The sequence below is a fragment of the Enterobacter cloacae complex sp. IR5384 genome (assembly GCF_049237265.1).
Classification (GTDB): domain Bacteria; phylum Pseudomonadota; class Gammaproteobacteria; order Enterobacterales; family Enterobacteriaceae; genus Enterobacter; species Enterobacter cloacae.
In genome coordinates this window covers 238,158-256,533 of sequence record NZ_JBMKHJ010000004.1, presented here as the reverse complement: position 1 = coordinate 256,533, position 18,376 = coordinate 238,158, and the positions used below count along the sequence as shown (strand labels likewise).

Here is an 18,376-nt window from a genome sequence, read left to right as displayed (position 1 = left end):
GCGAAGCGCCACCCGGCTTTTTTATTGAGTAAAAATCGTGAATACACTCGAACACACCATCGGCAACACTCCACTGGTCAAGCTTCAGCGCATGGGGCCTGACAACGGCAGCGAAATCTGGGTCAAACTCGAAGGCAATAACCCGGCGGGGTCAGTCAAAGACCGCGCGGCGCTGTCGATGATTGTCCAGGCTGAGAAGCGCGGTGAAATTAAGCCAGGCGACGTGCTCATTGAGGCCACAAGCGGGAATACCGGCATTGCGCTGGCGATGATTGCCGCGCTGAAAGGCTACCGCATGAAGCTGCTGATGCCGGACAACATGAGTCAGGAGCGCCGCGCCGCGATGCGGGCTTACGGTGCTGAACTGATACTGGTGACCAAAGAGCAGGGGATGGAAGGGGCGCGCGACCTGGCGCTGGCGATGGCTGAGCGCGGTGAAGGCAAACTGCTGGATCAGTTCAATAATCCGGATAATCCCTACGCCCACTACACGACCACTGGCCCGGAAATCTGGCAACAAACCGACGGGCGTATCACCCATTTTGTCTCCAGCATGGGCACCACCGGCACCATCACCGGCGTGTCGCGTTTTCTGCGCGAGCAGGAAAAACCGGTCGCCATTGTCGGCCTGCAGCCGGAAGAGGGGAGCAGCATTCCGGGTATTCGTCGCTGGCCTGCGGAATACATGCCGGGCATTTTTAATGCTCAGCTGGTGGATCAGGTGCTGGATATTCATCAGCGCGAGGCGGAAAATACCATGCGCGAGCTGGCGGTACGCGAAGGCATCTTCTGCGGGGTTAGCTCGGGTGGCGCGGTAGCAGGTGCGATGCGTGTGGCGCAGGAGAACCCTGGTGCAGTGGTGGTGGCGATTATCTGCGATCGCGGCGATCGTTATCTGTCTACCGGCGTCTTTGGCGAAGAGAGTTATTCGCAGGGGGCGGGGATTTAAGCGTCATGGAGATGATTTTATTCCGGGATAAGACCCGGGCGCAGCAAACCGATATTGTCGCGGTGCAGTCGCAGGTGGTGTACGGCAGCGTGGGGAACAGCATTGCGGTACCCAATATTCGTACCCACCGGCTTAACGTGACCGCCGTGCCGACGGTGCTGTTCAGCAACACGCCGCACTATGACACCTTTTACGGCGGGGTGATCCCCGATGAGTGGTTCAGCGGCTACCTGAAGGCGCTGGAAGAGCGCGAGATCCTGCGCGAGCTTAAGGCGGTCACCACTGGCTACATGGGCAGCGCCAGCCAGATTGTTCTGCTGGCGCAGTGGCTGAAGACGATCAAAGTGCAACACCCGGAGTTGCTGGTGCTGGTTGACCCGGTGATCGGGGATATCGACAGCGGTATGTACGTTAAACCTGATATTCCTGAGGCGTATCGTGAGCATCTGCTGCCGCTGGCGCAGGGCATTACGCCCAACGTATTCGAACTGGAAGTGTTAAGCGGTAAACCGTGCCGCACGCCAGAGAGCGCCATCGCCGCCGCGCAGGGGCTGCTTTCCGATACGCTGAAATGGGTGGCGATAACCAGTGCGCCGGTGGCCGACGACCCGCAGAATATTCACGTCGTGCTGGTGAGTAAAGAGGGCGTTACCGTAAGCGCGCACCCGCGCGTCGAGACGGATCTGAAAGGAACGGGCGATCTGTTCTGTTCAGAACTGGTCAGCGGTATCGTGGGGGGGAAAACCGTTGCTGACGCCATACGCATGGCAGGCGATCGGGTGACTGACGTCATGATCTATACGCAGTCGAAAGGTTACGACGAGCTTATCCTCCCCGCATAAACAAAAATGGCGCCCGAAGGCGCCATTTTTCTGTGCGGCAAGAATTACTTCTTGATGCGGATAACCGGGGTTTCACCCACGGTGACGCTGCCAGACAGTTTGATCAGCTCTTTGATTTCGTCCATGTTGGAGATAACAACCGGCGTCAGGGTAGACTTGGCTTTTTCTTCCAGCAGTGGCAGATCGAATTCAATCACCGGGTCGCCAACTTTAACACGCTGGCCTTCTTCTGCGATACGTTTGAAGCCTTCGCCTTTCAGTTCAACGGTGTCGATACCGAAGTGAACGAACAGTTCGATACCGCTATCAGATTCGATAGAGAACGCATGGTTGGTTTCAAAAATTTTACCGATGGTGCCGTCAACTGGAGCAACCATTTTGTTGCCAGTTGGTTTGATAGCAATGCCATCACCAACGATTTTCTCAGCAAACACTACATCCGGCACGTCTTCGATGTTGACGATCTCGCCGGAGAGCGGAGCAACAATCTCAATAGTTCCGGAGTCTTTCTTATCATCAGAAACCAGAGATTTCAGTTTATCGAACAAACCCATGATCTTCTCCTAAGCAGTAATTTGGGCCGCATCTCGTGGATTAGCAGATTGTTTTTTCTTCAATGAACTTGTTAACCAGCGTCATTAACTCGTCCGTTGTCGGTTGAGCAAGAGCCTGCTCTGCTAACACCTTCGCATCTTCGAAGTTCGTGTTACGGATAATCTTCTTAATGCGCGGGATGGAAATGGCGCTCATAGAGAATTCGTCCAGACCCATACCCAGCAACAGAAGTGTAGCACGTTCGTCGCCTGCAAGCTCACCACACATGCCAGTCCATTTACCTTCTGCATGAGAAGCATCAATAACTTGCTTGATCAAGTTCAGTACGGACGGTGACATTGGCTGGTAGAGATGTGAAATCATATCATTACCACGGTCAACTGCCAGGGTGTACTGCGTTAAATCATTGGTGCCGATACTAAAGAAATCAACTTCTTTGGCTAAATGACGCGCAATGGTCGCGGCTGCTGGTGTTTCCACCATTACGCCGATCTCAATTGACTCGTCAAATGCTTTACCTTCGTCACGCAGTTCCTGTTTGTAGATCTCGATCTCTTTCTTCAGTGCACGCACTTCTTCAACAGAGATGATCATCGGGAACATAATGCGCAGCTTACCGAAAGCAGAGGCACGCAGAATCGCACGCACCTGGTCACGCAGGATCTCTTTACGATCCATAGCGATACGCACTGCACGCCAGCCCAGGAATGGGTTCTCTTCTTTCGGGAAGTTCATGTACGGCAGCTCTTTGTCGCCACCGATGTCCATGGTACGGACGATAACGGCCTGAGAGCCACAGGCTTCAGCCACCGCTTTGTACGCCGCAAACTGCTCTTCTTCAGTTGGCAGGGCGTCACGGTCCATGAACAGGAATTCAGTACGATACAGACCCACACCTTCCGCGCCGTTGCGCTCAGCGCCATCGACGTCGCGTACGGTACCGATGTTAGCGCACACTTCTACCTGATGGCCGTCCAGCGTGATGGCTGGCAGGTCTTTCAGTTTAGCGAGTTCCGCTTTCTCGGTGGCAACCTGCTCCTGAACGGTACGCAGTTGCTCGATCACATCGTTAGTTGGGTTGACGTAAACCACGTTGTTTACGGCATCCAGAATCAGATAGTCGTCGTTTTTCACCTGAGTGGTGACGTTACCGGTACCCACGATGGCAGGCAGTTCCAGAGAACGCGCCATGATTGAGGTGTGGGAGGTACGGCCACCGGCGTCGGTGATGAAACCCAGCACCTTGTTCAGGTTCAGCTGTGCGGTTTCAGACGGGGTCAGGTCAGCGGCAACCAGGATCACTTCGTCCTGAATCGCGCTCAGATCGATGATGGCCAGACCCAGAATGTTGCGCAGCAGGCGTTTACCGATGTCACGTACGTCAGCCGCACGCTCTTTCAGGTATTCATCGTCCAGCTCTTCCAGGGCAGATGCCTGACCTTCGATAACTTCATGCGCAGCCGCGTCGGCCGTCATGCCTTTATCTTTAATCAGGGCTATGATTTCCTGCTCCAGCTCCTCATCTTCGAGCAGCATGATGTGCCCTTCGAAGATAGCTTCTTTTTCTTCACCGAAAGTTTCGCCAGCTTTAGTTTTGATTGCTTCCAGTTGCGCAGATGCCTTGGCACGACCGCTCAGAAAACGTTCAACTTCCTGATCAACCTTGTCGGCAGAAATTTTTTTCCGGTCGATGACGATCTCGTCTTCTTTCAGCAGCAATGCTTTGCCGAAAGCGATACCCGGGGATGCTAAAATGCCTGAAATCATAACCCTACCTTACTTGTGACTGATATTTAAAAGAACCCGGAAACTTACTCGAGCTCAGCCATCAGTTTTACCAGATGCTCAACTGCTTTCTGCTCGTCTTCACCTTCAGCAGAGATAGTGACAACGGTGCCCTGAGTCAGGCCCAGAGTCTGCAGTTTGAACAGGCTTTTTGCGCTAGCGCTTTTGCCGTTGGAAGTCACAGTGATTTCAGAAGTGAAGCCTTTCGCTTCTTTAACAAACTGAGCAGCAGGGCGGGTGTGCAGACCGTTCGGAGCGGTAATGGTAACTTCTTGCTGGAACATTGTATTTCCCCAACTTATAGGTTTAGTGTTGTGGAACTAAAGTCTAGCCTGGCGACTGAACTTTAGCCTGTATTGTTAGCGCTGACGTTTCGATCGTCATTAAACATTATGCAGCGAAAGCAAGACTTGAACCAAATCATAAAATCGATTCAGCAAGGGTATTTCGTTCGCTGATTAATTTCACGCATCAAAATAATTGCTGGTTTAAATACCAGACCCAACGGGGTGAATCAATGCCAGGAGGGGTAAAACTTTGAAGCAGGCCACAAAAAAGCACCTAAAAAGGTGCTTTTTTACGCGTTATTAACATGCTGGCATTACTGTTGCAGTTCTTTCTCGGTAAACAGATCGGCAAACAGTGCAGTGCTTAAGTAACGCTCACCTGACGAAGGTAGGATAACCACAATATTCTTGTTGGTAAAGGACTCATCTTCCTGAAGTTTGAGCGCCGCCGCAACGGCCGCACCGGAAGAGATACCGGCCAGAATACCTTCTTCATCCATCAGGCGGCGTGCCGTCGAGATGGCTTCTTCGTTCGTGATCGTGACGACTTTATCGATAAGCTTCAGATCCAGGTTACCCGGAATAAAGCCTGCGCCGATACCCTGAATCTTGTGCGGGCCCGGCTTGAGCTCTTCACCCGCCAGCGCCTGGGTGATAACCGGCGAGTCGGTCGGCTCAACGGCCACGGTGATCAGGTCTTTTTTACCTTTCGTGCCTTTAATATAGCGTGACACACCGGTCAGCGTACCGCCGGTACCCACGCCGGAGATAAACACATCAACCTGGCCATCGGTATCTTCCCAGATTTCCGGGCCGGTGGTTTTTTCGTGAATTTCCGGGTTTGCCGGGTTGCTGAACTGCTGAAGCAGCAGGTATTTCGCCGGATCGCTGGCAACAATCTCTTCGGCTTTCTGAATGGCACCTTTCATGCCTTTCGCGCCTTCGGTCAACACCAGGTTTGCACCCAGCGCTTTTAGGAGCTTGCGGCGTTCGATGCTCATGGTTTCAGGCATGGTCAGCGTCAGCTTATAGCCACGCGCCGCAGCCACATAGGCCAGCGCAATACCGGTGTTGCCGCTGGTAGGCTCCACCAGCTCAACGCCTGGCTTGAGCACGCCACGTTTTTCGGCATCCCAAATCATATTTGCACCGATACGGCATTTTACGCTGAAGCTCGGGTTGCGGGATTCGACCTTCGCCAGAATGCGTCCATTACCGATACGGTTCAGTCGAACCAGGGGCGTATGACCGATAGTCAGCGAGTTGTCTTCATAAATCTTACTCATGGCCTGTCCTTAACTGTATGAAATTGGGATACCGACCCAGCATACCTGCTAAGCAGGTAGGGGGAAGTAAGGAATTCGCATATCTATATACTGCAAGGAAATAATGGGGATCAGTATGGAATAAGGGATAGCATAAGCCATCCCTTGTTTACACATTTTTGCATTACTTCCATAACGCGTGCTTAGCACGGTAGCAGTCGACCCACATTGCCGTTGCGCCGCACACCGCAACGGGCATGATGAAAAGATTAAGGAAGGGGATCAAGGTGAACAGGCTGGTAAGCGCGCCAAACTGCATATTGGCCACTTTCTGCGTGCGCAGCGCGGTACGCATCTCTTTAAAGGGCACCTTGTGGTTATCAAACGGGTAGTCGCAGTACTGAATAGCCAGCATCCAGGCGCTGAACAGGAACCACAGCACAGGTGCCACCGTCTGGCCGATACCGGGCACCAGATAAAGGAGAAGCAGTACAATTGCACGGGGGAGATACCAGGCGAATTTTTGCCATTCGCGCTTCATGATGCGCGGAATATCTTTCATGATCCCCAGTACGCCCGTGTCCGGTGGTGTGGCACCGGTCAGACGCGCTTCCAACTGTTCCGCCAGCAGGCCGTTAAACGGCGCCGCAATCCAGTTGGCAATCGTTGAGAAGAAATAGCCGAACACCAACAGCACAGAAATCACCGCGAGTGGCCACAGCAGATAGCTCAGCCACTGCAGCCAGTCAGGTACATAACTCATCATGGCCGGGACCCAGCTTTCAAGCTTCGTGAAAAGCCACCAGAAGGCGCCGCCCATAAGAATAATGTTGATCAGCAAGGGCAGAATGACGAAACGTCGAATACCCGGCAGGGAGACCAGTTTCCAGCCCTGGGAAAAATACCAGACGCCGCTGCGTGGGGGAGAAGAAGATGTTGAAACCATAACCAGGCTGTACTCCTTTTTTCACAACCAGTGGAATTGCCCGCCTATATTATCCAGTTACGGACCAATGACCAGTTCGGAAATGTTCGAAAAAACAGCAAAAAGCACGATTTAGTTCATCTTTATGCTGTGAATGCTCTGCACACACTTGCACTTGACGTAAACGGCAAATACTCTTAGTGAGTAAATGTTTGCCGTGGTGGCAAGGTGTTAGAACAACAGAGAATATAATGATGCAGGATTTGCGTCTGATATTAATCATTGTTGGCGCGATCGCCATAATCGCTTTACTGGTACATGGTTTCTGGACCAGCCGTAAAGAGCGTTCTTCTATGTTTCGCGATCGCCCACTGAAGCGCATGAAATCCAGTCGTGACGACGATGACAGTGAATATGACATCGACGATCGCGATGACGACGGCGTGGGTGAAGTTCGTGTTCATCGGGTCAATACTGCGCCCGGCGCGGCTCATGGGGAGCATGAAGCCCCCCGTACTGCGCAGCACCAGTATCAACCGCCGTATGCTTCTGCACAGCCGCGCCAGCCTGCGCCGCAGCCTGTGGAAGAGCCGGTGCGTCAGCCGCCGCCGCAGCCTGTTCAACAGCAGCCAGCTGCGCCGCAGCCGGTTCCACAGCAACCCGTGCAGCAGCCTGTACAACCGCAGCCTGCTCAGCCGGTACAGCAACCGCCGCAACAGCCTGTTCAGGCGCAGCCTGCAGCACATCCAGCCCCGGCACCGCAGGTTGAGCCAGAGCCCGTTGTAGAGCCAGAACCGGTTGTTGAAAAACCGCAGCGTAAAGAAGCGGTGATCATCATGAACGTGGCCGCCCATCACGGCAGCCATCTGAACGGTGACGTGCTGCTTAACAGTATTCAACAGGCTGGCTTCAAGTTTGGCGACATGAATATTTTCCATCGCCACCTGAGCCCGGACGGTAGCGGCCCGGCGTTGTTTAGCCTGGCCAACATGGTTAACCCTGGCACCTTCGACCCTGAAATGACGGGCGATTTCGTAACGCCGGGCGTGACGATCTTTATGCAGGTTCCATCTTACGGTGACGAACTGCAAAACTTTAAGCTGATGCTGCAGTCCGCTCAGCACATCGCTGACGAAGTGGGTGGTGTGGTACTCGACGACCAGCGTCGCATGATGACGCCGCAGAAACTGCGCGAGTATCAGGACCGCATCCGCGAAGTTAAGGAAGCCAACGCGTAATCGACGCGTTTTCTTCAGCTCCTCCTCAACCCCCGCCTGTCGGGGGTTTTTTCTCATTGATGGTGCGATATGGACTCAATCGAACAACAAATCACTGAACTGCGAACCACGCTTCGCCATCATGACTATCTTTATCATGTGATGGACGCACCGGAAGTGCCGGATGCGGAGTACGATCGCCTGATGCGTGAACTGCGCGATTTAGAGGCGCAGCACCCGGAGTTGATCACCCCGGACTCGCCAACCCAACGTGTCGGCGCTGAACCGCTAGGTGCGTTCAGCCAGGTACGTCATGAAGTGCCGATGCTCTCTCTGGATAACGTCTTCGATGAAGAGAGCTTTCTCGCCTTTAATAAGCGTGTGCAGGATCGACTCAAAAGCAGCGACGCCCTGACCTGGTGCTGTGAGCTGAAGCTGGATGGCCTGGCCGTCAGCATCCTCTACGAAAACGGCGTGCTGGTCCGTGCCGCAACGCGCGGTGATGGCACCACCGGGGAAGACATCACCACCAACGTGCGTACCATCCGCGCGATCCCGCTGAAGTTGCACGGCGACAATATTCCTGCTCGTCTGGAAGTGCGCGGTGAAGTTTTCCTGCCGCAGGCGGGCTTCGAGAAAATCAACGAAGAGGCGCGTCGCACCGGTGGGAAGGTGTTTGCGAACCCGCGCAACGCGGCGGCAGGCTCTTTACGCCAGCTGGACCCGCGTATTACCGCGAAGCGACCGCTTACTTTCTTCTGCTATGGCGTCGGTATTCTGGAAGGAGGGGAGCTGCCGGACACCCACCTCGGGCGTTTGCTGCAGTTTAAAGCGTGGGGCTTGCCGGTCAGCAACCGCGTGCAGCTTTGCGACTCACCGGAGGCGGTTCTTGCGTTTTATCGCAAAGTTGAAGAAGACCGCCCGACGCTCGGTTTTGATATCGATGGTGTGGTGATCAAGGTTAACTCGCTTGCGCTTCAGGAGCAGCTAGGCTTTGTGGCGCGAGCACCGCGCTGGGCTGTGGCGTTTAAATTCCCGGCCCAGGAGCAGATGACCTTTGTCCGCGATGTGGAGTTCCAGGTGGGTCGTACGGGAGCCATCACGCCAGTTGCACGTCTGGAGCCAGTGCACGTGGCCGGTGTGCTGGTGAGCAACGCTACGCTGCATAACGCGGATGAAATCGATCGTCTTGGCCTGCGTATTGGTGACAAAGTGGTGATTCGCCGGGCGGGAGATGTGATCCCGCAGGTCGTCAACGTGGTTCAGTCAGAGCGCCCTGATGATACGCGCGCCATCGTGTTTCCGACGCATTGCCCGGTATGTGGCTCAGACGTAGAGCGTGTGGAAGGCGAAGCGGTGGCTCGCTGTACCGGGGGATTAATCTGTGGCGCGCAGCGTAAAGAGTCACTCAAGCATTTCGTTTCCCGACGGGCAATGGACGTTGACGGCATGGGTGACAAAATTATCGACCAGCTGGTTGAGAAAGAGTATGTCCATACGCCTGCGGATCTTTTCAAACTGACGGCGGGTAAGCTGACCGGTCTTGACCGCATGGGGCCGAAGTCGGCTCAGAATGTGGTGAATGCGCTGGAAGCCGCCAAAGAGACCACGTTTGCACGTTTCCTCTATGCGCTTGGTATTCGTGAGGTGGGTGAAGCCACCGCTGCAGGTCTGGCGGCGTACTTTGGCACGCTGGACGCGCTGGAGAAAGCGAGCATTGAGGAGCTGCAAAAAGTGCCTGATGTCGGCATTGTGGTGGCCACGCACGTCTTTAACTTCTTTGCCGAAGAGAGCAACCGCGACGTCATCGGCAAACTGCTGGAGCAGGGCATTAAATGGCCTGCGCCGGTCGTCGTCAACGCCGAAGAGATCGACAGCCCGTTTGCCGGTAAAACGGTAGTACTGACCGGCAGTCTCAGCCAGCTTTCACGGGATGATGCGAAGGCGCGTCTGGTGGCGCTGGGGGCAAAAGTGGCGGGCAGCGTGTCGAAGAAAACGGATCTGGTGATCGCCGGGGAAGCCGCCGGTTCCAAGCTTGCAAAAGCGCAGGAGCTCGGGATTGAGGTAATCGATGAAGCAGAAATGATGCGTCTGTTGGGAGAGTAACGTGGAAAAAGAGCAGCTCGTCGAGATCGCCAATACAGAGATGCCGTTCGGTAAATATAAGGGCCGCAGGCTGATTGATTTGCCGGAAGAGTACCTTCTGTGGTTTGCCCGAAAGGATGAATTCCCGGCGGGACGACTGGGCGAGCTGATGGCCATCACGCTACTGATTAAAACCGAGGGGCTGACCCAGCTGGTTCAGCCCCTGAAACGTCCTTAAGCCTTCGCGGCGCGGGTCTCTTCCTGCGCCAGTTTTTCCGTCTGACGTTTATAACGACGCGCCAGTACTGCACAGACCATCAGCTGGATCTGATGGAAAATCATCAGCGGCAGTACCATCATCCCAATCACCGAGGTCGGGAACAGAATGTTGGCCATCGGGATGCCGTTTGCCAGGCTTTTCTTCGAGCCGCAGAACACAATGGTGATTTCGTCTGCTTTGTTGAAGCCACATTTGCGTGCCACAAAGACGTTTACCGCAATGACAATCGCCAGCAGGACGATACTGACCACCACGATAAACAGCAGCGAGCCTGCGCCCACCTTATGCCAGATACCATTCACCACGGCTTCGCTGAAGGCGGAGTAAACCACCAGCAGGATCGACGTCTGATCGGTTTTTGAGATCCATTTCTTGTGCTTCGCCACAAACGCCCCCGTCCACGGACGAGAAAGATGACCAAGGACAAATGGCAGAAGCAGCTGCAGACAGATTTTCCCGACCTGCTCCAGATTACCGCCTGCACCGTGCATATTCATCAGCAGGCCAACCAGCAGCGGCGAGACGAAAATCCCTAACAGGCTTGATGCCGATGCCGAGCAGACAGCGGCCGCGACGTTGCCGCCTGCCAGCGAAGTAAAGGCAATCGCGGACTGGACGGTGGCTGGCAAAATACAGAGGTAGAGGAAACCGGTATAGAGCGCCGGGTCAACATTGACCGGAGCCCACCACGCAAACAGCACGCCGAGTATTGGGAAAAGAATAAAGGTGCTGCACATGACCCACAGGTGGAGTCGCCAGTGGCTTCCCCCTGCGATAATGGCTTCGCGGGAGAGTTTGGCGCCGTGCATAAAGAACAGCAGCGCGATGGCCGCGGTAGTGAGTCCTTCAAAGAATGGCACAAAACCGCCGCGCGCGGGGAAGAAGGAGGCCAGTAAAACGGTGACGACCAGGGTAAGTGTAAACGGATCAAGAATACGAAATAGTTTCATAATGACTCCTGAAAACAGATGTCGCTATTGTGCTTTGTTCCCTTTGAGAAATAAAATTGATTTATTGCATCTATTCATGAATTAAACAGATGAATTATTCCTTACGTCAGCTTCGCGTTTTTGTCACCGTGGCCCATGCCCGCAGCTTCAGCCGGGCAGGGGAGATCATTGGCCTGAGCCAGTCGGCCGTCAGCCACAGTGTGAAAGAACTGGAACTCCAGACAGGTGTGCGTCTACTCGACCGCACCACGCGTGAAGTGGTATTAACCGAAGCCGGACAGCAGCTGGCGCTGCGACTGGAGCGGTTACTGGATGAACTGAACAGCACGCTCAGGGATGTCGGGAGACTGGGGCAGCAGCTTTCTGGCACCGTACGGGTGGCAGCAAGCCAGACGATTTCGGCGCATCTTATTCCGCAGTGTATTGCTGAGGGTAACCAGCGCTATCCGGATATAGATTTTGTGCTGCACGACAGGCCGCAACAGTGGGTGCTGGAGAGCATCCGCCAGGGCGATGTGGATTTTGGCATCGTCATCGATCCCGGCCAGGTGAGTGACCTGGAGTGTGAGATTGTGCTTTCTGAGCCTTTTTTGCTGCTCTGTCGGGACGACGATCCGCTGGCAATGCTGCCTCATGTTAGCTGGCAGACGCTGCAGGGCGCGAAACTGGTTTTACAGGATTATGCATCGGGCAGCCGTCCGTTGATTGACTCCGCGCTGAATGCTCAGGGGGTAAAAGCAACCATCGTGCAGGAGATTGGTCACCCGGCTACGCTGTTTCCTATGGTTGAGGCAGGCATTGGGATCAGCGTATTGCCTGCCCTGGCACTGCCGTTGCCACAGGGGAGCCGGCTGGCTGTAAGACGGTTGACCCCGGTGGTTGACAGAAAGCTGATGCTGGTTCGACGAAAAAATCGTTCTCTTTCGGGGGCGGCACAGGCTATCTGGGAAGTGGTGCGTATCCAGGCGCAACGGTTAACCGAAGCCCGCATACGCGACCCACTGTTTAATGCTGCAGATGATTAGATGTAAATATCGATCTGATTGACATCTGATGGGTTGTTTACCCCTTCCACTTTGCCCTGCTTCTGATCTTGTTTCTTCTGGGCCTCTTCCGCCTGCTGGCGCAATAGTTGTGCAAGCTGTGTCTGCAGCACTTTAAGCTGTGCCTGAATGAGCTCCTGCTGTTTTTTCTTCTCTTCCGGGCTGCCGGCACTCTCTGGCAGCTCTTTTAGCTGTTGAGTCAGTTTGGTGATTTGCTCCGTGATGCGGCTGATTTGGGCAGCAATATCGTTGCCACTGGAAGCACTCCCACCACTGTTACTGGTTTGAATAGGGTGGGTTGATGTCTGAATGGTCGTCATAGTCTTTCCTCTTACCATAAAACAGAGATATCGGCACCGATGGTGGGAGCTTGAGGAAAACTGCTATATCTGGCAGGGCGTTAGGCTGGCTGGAGCGGCTACAGGAAGTTTCTGTGCAAAAGATTCGAACCGTCCATATCGCAGATAGCAAAAAAGCGCCTTTAGGGCGCTTTTTTACATTGGTGGGTCGTGCAGGATTCGAACCTGCGACCAATTGATTAAAAGTCAACTGCTCTACCAACTGAGCTAACGACCCGAAATGGTGGGCGATGACGGGCTCGAACCGCCGACCCCCTCCGTGTAAAGGAGATGCTCTACCAACTGAGCTAATCGCCCATTTCGGAACTGCTGCGATAAGGTGAGAATGGTGGGCGATGACGGGCTCGAACCGCCGACCCCCTCCGTGTAAAGGAGATGCTCTACCAACTGAGCTAATCGCCCAATCTCAATTCTTATCTACACTGCGAGTCTACGTGAAGTAGATGGTGGGTGATGACGGGCTCGAACCGCCGACCCCCTCCGTGTAAAGGAGATGCTCTACCAACTGAGCTAATCACCCCCGCTGTGTGGAGTCGCATTATAGGGAGAGTTGAAAATGAGTCAACGCATTTTCTAAAGTTTTTATTCGTTCGTCGTAAAATTAAACAAAACGATCGTGAAATGGGCTGTGGCGCATGATTTCTAAACAAAAACAGCAAACTCGGTCACGATAAAGGGATCGACATTGAGGAATCGCCGCACAGTGATAGAATATTGCCCATCGTTTTTTCCCCAGGATTTGCCGATTGCCGGCATCTTTATAACGTAAGGCCATTTCATGAAAATCAAAACTCGCTTCGCGCCCAGCCCGACAGGCTACCTGCACGTCGGTGGTGCACGTACTGCTCTCTATTCCTGGCTTTTTGCACGCCACAACAAAGGTGAGTTCGTGCTGCGTATTGAAGACACCGATCTCGAGCGCTCCACGCCGGAAGCAATTGAAGCCATTATGGATGGGATGAACTGGCTGAATCTGCAGTGGGATGAAGGTCCTTACTTCCAGACCAAACGTTTTGACCGTTATAACGCGGTAATTGACGAGATGCTGGTCGCGGGTACGGCATACAAATGCTATTGCTCTAAAGAGCGCCTGGATGCGCTACGTGAAGAGCAGATGGCGAACGGCGAAAAGCCTCGTTACGACGGCCGCTGCCGCCATGACCACAGCGAGCATGCCGCTGATGAACCTTGCGTGGTGCGTTTTGCTAACCCACAGGACGGCTCTGTTATTTTTGACGACCAGATCCGTGGCCCAATCGAATTCAGCAACCAGGAGCTGGACGACCTGATCATCCGCCGTACCGACGGTTCTCCAACCTATAACTTCTGCGTGGTGGTTGACGACTGGGACATGGAAATCACCCACGTTATCCGTGGCGAAGACCATATCAATAACACCCCGCGCCAGATCAACATCCTGAAAGCGTTAAATGCCCCTGTTCCGGTCTATGCGCACGTTTCAATGATCAACGGTGACGACGGTAAAAAGCTGTCTAAACGTCACGGTGCGGTCAGCGTTATGCAGTATCGCGACGACGGCTATCTGCCGGAAGCGCTGCTGAACTACCTGGTGCGTCTGGGCTGGGCTCATGGCGATCAGGAAATTTTCAGCCGCGAAGAGATGATCGATCTGTTCTCTCTGAACTCTGTGAGCAAATCCGCCAGTGCATTTAACACTGACAAGCTGCTGTGGCTGAACCACCACTACATCAATACCATGCCGCCGGAATATGTGGCGACTTACCTGCAGTGGCACATTGAGCAGGCCAATATTGATACCCGTACTGGCCCTGAGCTGGCGGACCTGGTGAAACTGCTCGGCGAGCGTTGCAAAACTCTGAAAGAGATCGCCGAAAGCTGCCGCTACTTCTATGAAGAGTTTGATGAGTTCGATGCGGATGCCGCGAAGAAACATCTGCGTCCTGTTGCGCGTCAGCCGCTGGAAGTGGTACGTGACAAACTGGCTGCCCTCACTGAGTGGACCGCCGAGAATGTGCATCATGCGATTCAGGCTACCGCTGACGAACTGGAAGTCGGTATGGGTAAAGTAGGTATGCCACTGCGCGTAGCGGTGACCGGTGCGGGTCAGTCTCCGGCGCTGGATGTTACCGTTCACGCGATCGGTAAGTCTCGCAGCGTGGCGCGCATTAACAAGGCTCTGGGATTTATTGCTGAACGTGAAAACCAGCAGTAAAACAGCCTGAGATGCAAAAACGGCAGGGTAACCTGCCGTTTTTTTATGCGTGTAATTCAGCAATACCCAGGCGCGTAAGAAAACCACTGATGCCTTCGCGTTTTAGCAACACGTGCAGTCGTTCCTGTTCCAGCTGCGTCATGTTTTCAAGTGTGTCGACAATCTGCACGAGCAGATTCGACGACGCAGGATCGCCGTAGGGCATCGTTGCTTCTGCCAGGTGGTAAACCGCCTGACGGTTGCGAATGGCAGGGAGGTTCATGATATGCTCCTTCACCCGAGCATCAATGTGGATCAGCCGCGCCCGTCCCCCTTTCACGCCATTGATCCCTTCGGTTTTCCAGCCCTGCTGACGAATCCAGCGGTTAACGGTTTGCCGGGCAACACCCAGGCTGTTCGCCAGCTCTTCCGTGGTCATTTTGCTGCGTAATCTTTTCATATCAGTTATGGTCGCGAATCCCTAAACGTTGCAACAATCCGGTAATCCCTTCCCGCAGTAACAGCGATGTCATCTGCTTTTGCTCTTCCGGCGTCATTTCATTCGCCAGCGTCAGAAGTAATGTGTGCAGAGAACCGTTTTGCAACGCATTTTCCGGCATATCTGCGGTTTCCGTTGCCCGGCGCGCGCTGCGGATAAAGTCACGCACTTTCTCGTTCACATGTACCAGGCGCGCTTTCCCGCCCTGAACTCCCGGTTTTGGCGATGTAATCCAACCCTCTTTGCGTACCCATTTATTGATGGTCTGGCGGCTATAGCCAGTGAGGAGGGCTAACTCTTCTGGCGTCATTCGTTCCTTGATCATACAATTTCCTGAATATTTGTGGGGTCAATTAACGGTTCATTTTATAGCACCGTTTTAGGTGAAAACGTGACAGGCTTAACTCCTGACTGCGAGGCGGCTCGCAAAGTGGTTCATTTGCATGATTTTTCGGCGATTGAACGGCAGTGATTGATTTTGCCGTTGACACTCCGCAGCGGAATTCATATTATGCCGCCCGTCAACATGACAGCTTTACGATGGGGCTATAGCTCAGCTGGGAGAGCGCTTGCATGGCATGCAAGAGGTCAGCGGTTCGATCCCGCTTAGCTCCACCAAACTCTGAACCCAACAGAGTAGGGTAAGTAAAGTAACATGTGGGGCTATAGCTCAGCTGGGAGAGCGCTTGCATGGCATGCAAGAGGTCAGCGGTTCGATCCCGCTTAGCTCCACCAAAATTTGAACCCTCGTCGAAAGACGGGGGTTTTTTTATGTCTTTGTAACGACCTTCACCCTCTTTTGTTGCCAAATTAGCAGCGTTCCTATACCTCGCCTCAATCCAAATCAATAAACGAGTCTATAAATGGACTTCAACTTGATTCGAGCAATTAATAAACCTATTATCCGTCCGGCCAATAATTTGCATGGTAAAACAGATTATCCAACTTAATGAATAGAAAAACTTACAATAATGTAAAGATATTTATGATTGCTCTGGCGCTGTGTTTGATTACGGTGCCCTTTTCCCGTTATATCTCTCCACGCGCTATAGTAAATGGTCATGATGTTTATCTGGCATGGCTGCCGTTAAGCGTTATGCTGGCCGTGATTTTGTTATTTGGGCGTCGGGCAATCATTCCCATTCTTTTAAGTTTCACTATTGCTAACATCTACAATATTAATTTAGCACCACTACAATATTTAGTATTATTGATCTGTCAGACGTTTTCTGTTTTTGCTGCCTGTGGCGTCCTGCGCCTTGTGCTGGGCAAGCGCTGGCGTCACTGCGTGCCGAACAAACACATTGGGCAACGTATATTCTGGCTGGGCTTTATGGTGCCGATAGGCATTAAAGGGTTGATGTATCTGGCTGGCTTTTTATTTGATTTTCCCGTGACTATCTCAACATTCTTTGGCGAAGGCACCGTAATTTATAACATCGTTGATATTCAAAGCTTGATATGCGCAGCGTTGATTTTCACCATGATGTTCTATTATCCATTAAGAATGATAATTAATCCCCGCTATGTCAGAACCTTCTGGCTGCGGAGCGTGAAGCCAGTGTTTTTTCATAAAAAATCTTTGTATGTATTCATCTGGCTGGCTTTTTTAATTTTCACCCTTGCCGTGTTATGTGCGCCATTTGAGTCACCGGTTATTGCTGGCTATTTAATGCCAGTCATTTTTATTCTCTTTACGCTAGGTATCAGTCGCCTCAGCTATGCGCTCATCTCTTTACTGTGGGCGGCATCCGCTCTGCTGCTGTTGACCTATAACTACAACTTCCTTAATGGCGTCGAATCTGGGCATTCACTCTCCTTTATCCTGTCTGTGCTGATCTCTTTCGCTATCTGTCTGCTTTACATGTCGCGGCTCTACCAGCGAAGCAACTGGTTGAAGCAGGACTGGCAGGACAGGGCGCTGACCGACCCGCTGACTGGTTTACCGAATATTCGGGCGCTGGAGGAGTTTCTTCAGGCTCAGCCGGATGCAAAAATCTGCTGCCTGCGGATGGACAACCTGGAATTTTTAAGCCGCCACTACGGCATTCTTATGCGGGTGCATTGCAAACGTAGGGTAACCACCTCCCTGCAGCCGCTGTTGCAGAAAGATGAGAAGCTCTTCCAGTTGCCAGGCAGCGAGCTGGTCATTGTATTGCTGGGGCCTGAAACCGCTGAACGGCTGCAGCATATGGTCGATCAATTAAACAGCCGAAAAATTTACTGGAACAACACGGGGCTGGATATCGAGTTTGGCGCATCCTGGGGAATGGTTGAAAACGGCGAGAACTTGCACCATACGCTGGGCCAACTGAGCTGGCTTGCCGAGCAGTCATGCGGAGCGCATAACGTACTCGCGCTCACCAATAGCCTGGAGGCCGCGTCGGGGCAAACCACAGAACGGGTGCTGATGTTAGCGCGTATCAAACATGCCCTGGATGCCGGTCAGTTTCATTTATATGCCCAGCCAATCCAGAAAGCGGACGGCAGCGGTTATTACGAAATACTGGCGCGCATGGAAAGCGAGGGTGAGATTATCACGCCTGACCGCTTCATCCCGCTGATTGCCCAGTTTAACCTGAGCCACCGGTTTGATATGTGCGTGCTGGAAAAACTGCTGTTGTGGTTGCGCGCTCATCCTGCGTCACAGGGTGGCACTCGCTTTTCTGTCAACCTGATGCCTCTGACGCTGATGCAAAAAGAGGTAGCTACCGAGATTAGCGCGTTGTTCGAACACTATGGTATCGCGCCGCAGGACGTTGTACTTGAGATCACGGAAGAGCAGGCCTTCTCGAACTCTGGCAGCAGCATCAAAAACCTTCAGCAGCTGCGGGATCGTGGGTTCCGTATCGCGATTGATGATTTTGGTACCGGCTATGCCAACTACGAACGACTCAGACGCCTTCAGGCGGATATCATTAAAATAGATGGCTGCTTTGTTAAAGATATCTGTACCGACGACATGGACGCGATGATTGTGCAGTCGATTTGTAATCTGGCAAAAACCAAATCACTGTGTGTGGTGGCTGAATATGTGGAGACACCGGCGCAACGTGACATGCTGCTGCGCTTTGGTGTGGATTACCTGCAGGGATACCTGATAGGCAAACCGACGCCGCTTGACGCACTGCAGGCATAAAAAAAACCGGGAGCCAGGCTCCC

17 protein-coding genes and 6 tRNA genes are annotated in these 18,376 nt (G+C 53.2%); 10 read left to right on the top strand and 13 right to left on the bottom strand.

The genetic code is table 11. The annotated features are described in order from the left end of the window. Positions 1 to 37: 37 nt before the first annotated feature. A complete protein-coding gene (cysM, locus tag ACOTX3_RS06080; RefSeq protein ID WP_013098201.1) occupies positions 38 to 949 on the top strand; it encodes a cysteine synthase CysM in 912 nt (303 codons plus the stop codon). A 5-nt stretch (positions 950 to 954) separates the two neighbouring features. Next, the gene (gene pdxK, locus ACOTX3_RS06075) at positions 955 to 1,791 is read left to right on the top strand and encodes a pyridoxine/pyridoxal/pyridoxamine kinase (protein WP_048972563.1); all 837 of its coding nucleotides are present in this window, start codon (positions 955 to 957) and stop codon (positions 1,789 to 1,791) included. Positions 1,792 to 1,835: 44 nt separating this feature from the next. Here the strand turns inward: pdxK and crr are convergent, their stop codons facing one another. The 5 genes from crr to cysZ all read right to left on the bottom strand — a co-directional run bounded on the left by crr (position 1,836) and on the right by cysZ (position 6,629). Beyond that, on the bottom strand, positions 1,836 to 2,345 hold the full coding sequence (gene crr / locus ACOTX3_RS06070; RefSeq protein WP_003861316.1) for a PTS glucose transporter subunit IIA: 510 nt from the start codon (positions 2,343 to 2,345) through the stop codon (positions 1,836 to 1,838). 40 nt (positions 2,346 to 2,385) lie between these two features. Further along, positions 2,386 to 4,113 carry a phosphoenolpyruvate-protein phosphotransferase PtsI gene (gene ptsI, locus ACOTX3_RS06065; protein ID WP_013098199.1) on the bottom strand — a complete coding sequence of 576 codons (1,728 nt, stop codon included), beginning with the start codon at positions 4,111 to 4,113 and terminating at the stop codon, positions 2,386 to 2,388. A 44-nt stretch (positions 4,114 to 4,157) separates the two neighbouring features. Beyond that, on the bottom strand, positions 4,158 to 4,415 hold the full coding sequence (gene ptsH, locus ACOTX3_RS06060; RefSeq protein ID WP_000487600.1) for a phosphocarrier protein Hpr: 258 nt from the start codon (positions 4,413 to 4,415) through the stop codon (positions 4,158 to 4,160). 317 nt (positions 4,416 to 4,732) lie between these two features. Further along, on the bottom strand, positions 4,733 to 5,704 hold the full coding sequence (cysK, locus tag ACOTX3_RS06055) for a cysteine synthase A (protein WP_013098198.1): 972 nt from the start codon (positions 5,702 to 5,704) through the stop codon (positions 4,733 to 4,735). 163 nt (positions 5,705 to 5,867) lie between these two features. Then, positions 5,868 to 6,629: a sulfate transporter CysZ gene (gene cysZ / locus ACOTX3_RS06050; RefSeq protein ID WP_013098197.1), complete on the bottom strand. Its 762-nt coding sequence runs from the start codon at positions 6,627 to 6,629 to the stop codon at positions 5,868 to 5,870. A gap of 230 nt (positions 6,630 to 6,859) precedes the next feature. Here cysZ and zipA point away from each other — a divergent pair, with 230 nt between their 5' ends. The 3 genes from zipA to ACOTX3_RS06035 all read left to right on the top strand — a co-directional run bounded on the left by zipA (position 6,860) and on the right by ACOTX3_RS06035 (position 10,148). Then, entirely contained in the window at positions 6,860 to 7,846 is a 987-nt protein-coding gene (gene zipA, locus ACOTX3_RS06045; protein WP_058679457.1) for a cell division protein ZipA, read from the top strand. A gap of 69 nt (positions 7,847 to 7,915) precedes the next feature. Beyond that, positions 7,916 to 9,931 (top strand): NAD-dependent DNA ligase LigA, encoded by a 2,016-nt coding sequence (ligA, locus tag ACOTX3_RS06040; protein ID WP_058679458.1) that lies wholly within the window; start codon positions 7,916 to 7,918, stop codon positions 9,929 to 9,931. A gap of 1 nt (position 9,932) precedes the next feature. Beyond that, positions 9,933 to 10,148, top strand: a complete 216-nt coding sequence (locus tag ACOTX3_RS06035) for a DUF3820 family protein (RefSeq protein WP_003861328.1) — start codon at positions 9,933 to 9,935, stop codon at positions 10,146 to 10,148. Here ACOTX3_RS06035 and ACOTX3_RS06030 read toward each other — a convergent pair. Beyond that, positions 10,145 to 11,140: a bile acid:sodium symporter family protein gene (locus ACOTX3_RS06030; RefSeq protein WP_029883927.1), complete on the bottom strand. Its 996-nt coding sequence runs from the start codon at positions 11,138 to 11,140 to the stop codon at positions 10,145 to 10,147. The two genes, ACOTX3_RS06035 and ACOTX3_RS06030, sit on opposite strands and share 4 nt — an antisense overlap. Before the next feature lie 89 nt (positions 11,141 to 11,229). Here ACOTX3_RS06030 and ACOTX3_RS06025 point away from each other — a divergent pair, with 89 nt between their 5' ends. Next, positions 11,230 to 12,165 carry a LysR family transcriptional regulator gene (locus tag ACOTX3_RS06025; RefSeq protein WP_013098193.1) on the top strand — a complete coding sequence of 312 codons (936 nt, stop codon included), beginning with the start codon at positions 11,230 to 11,232 and terminating at the stop codon, positions 12,163 to 12,165. Here ACOTX3_RS06025 and ACOTX3_RS06020 read toward each other — a convergent pair. From ACOTX3_RS06020 to ACOTX3_RS06000, 5 genes are all read right to left on the bottom strand, one after another. Continuing rightward, a complete protein-coding gene (locus ACOTX3_RS06020; RefSeq protein WP_013098192.1) occupies positions 12,162 to 12,503 on the bottom strand; it encodes a FlxA-like family protein in 342 nt (113 codons plus the stop codon). The two genes, ACOTX3_RS06025 and ACOTX3_RS06020, sit on opposite strands and share 4 nt — an antisense overlap. Before the next feature lie 180 nt (positions 12,504 to 12,683). Next, positions 12,684 to 12,759 (bottom strand) — tRNA-Lys (locus tag ACOTX3_RS06015). 4 nt (positions 12,760 to 12,763) lie between these two features. After that, a tRNA-Val gene (locus ACOTX3_RS06010) sits at positions 12,764 to 12,839 on the bottom strand. 29 nt (positions 12,840 to 12,868) lie between these two features. Continuing rightward, positions 12,869 to 12,944 (bottom strand) — tRNA-Val (locus tag ACOTX3_RS06005). 42 nt (positions 12,945 to 12,986) lie between these two features. Beyond that, positions 12,987 to 13,062, bottom strand: a tRNA-Val gene (locus ACOTX3_RS06000). 258 nt (positions 13,063 to 13,320) lie between these two features. Between ACOTX3_RS06000 and gltX the strand changes: the two genes are divergently transcribed. Beyond that, on the top strand, positions 13,321 to 14,736 hold the full coding sequence (gene gltX / locus ACOTX3_RS05995) for a glutamate--tRNA ligase (RefSeq protein WP_038420306.1): 1,416 nt from the start codon (positions 13,321 to 13,323) through the stop codon (positions 14,734 to 14,736). A 43-nt stretch (positions 14,737 to 14,779) separates the two neighbouring features. On the opposite strand, the gene ACOTX3_RS05990 is transcribed toward gltX, so the two are convergent. Together ACOTX3_RS05990 and ACOTX3_RS05985 are read right to left on the bottom strand one after the other, a co-directional pair. After that, positions 14,780 to 15,175: a YfeC-like transcriptional regulator gene (locus ACOTX3_RS05990; protein ID WP_013098190.1), complete on the bottom strand. Its 396-nt coding sequence runs from the start codon at positions 15,173 to 15,175 to the stop codon at positions 14,780 to 14,782. A 1-nt stretch (position 15,176) separates the two neighbouring features. Further along, a complete protein-coding gene (locus ACOTX3_RS05985; RefSeq protein ID WP_020690601.1) occupies positions 15,177 to 15,539 on the bottom strand; it encodes a YfeC-like transcriptional regulator in 363 nt (120 codons plus the stop codon). Between the two features lie 217 nt (positions 15,540 to 15,756). Between ACOTX3_RS05985 and ACOTX3_RS05980 the strand changes: the two genes are divergently transcribed. The 3 genes from ACOTX3_RS05980 (at position 15,757) to ACOTX3_RS05970 (ending at position 18,353) form a co-directional block, all read left to right on the top strand. Then, positions 15,757 to 15,832 (top strand) — tRNA-Ala (locus ACOTX3_RS05980). 41 nt (positions 15,833 to 15,873) lie between these two features. Continuing rightward, positions 15,874 to 15,949: transfer RNA gene (locus ACOTX3_RS05975), tRNA-Ala, on the top strand. Positions 15,950 to 16,163: 214 nt separating this feature from the next. After that, entirely contained in the window at positions 16,164 to 18,353 is a 2,190-nt protein-coding gene (locus ACOTX3_RS05970) for an EAL domain-containing protein (protein WP_127869148.1), read from the top strand. Positions 18,354 to 18,376: the final 23 nt, after the last annotated feature.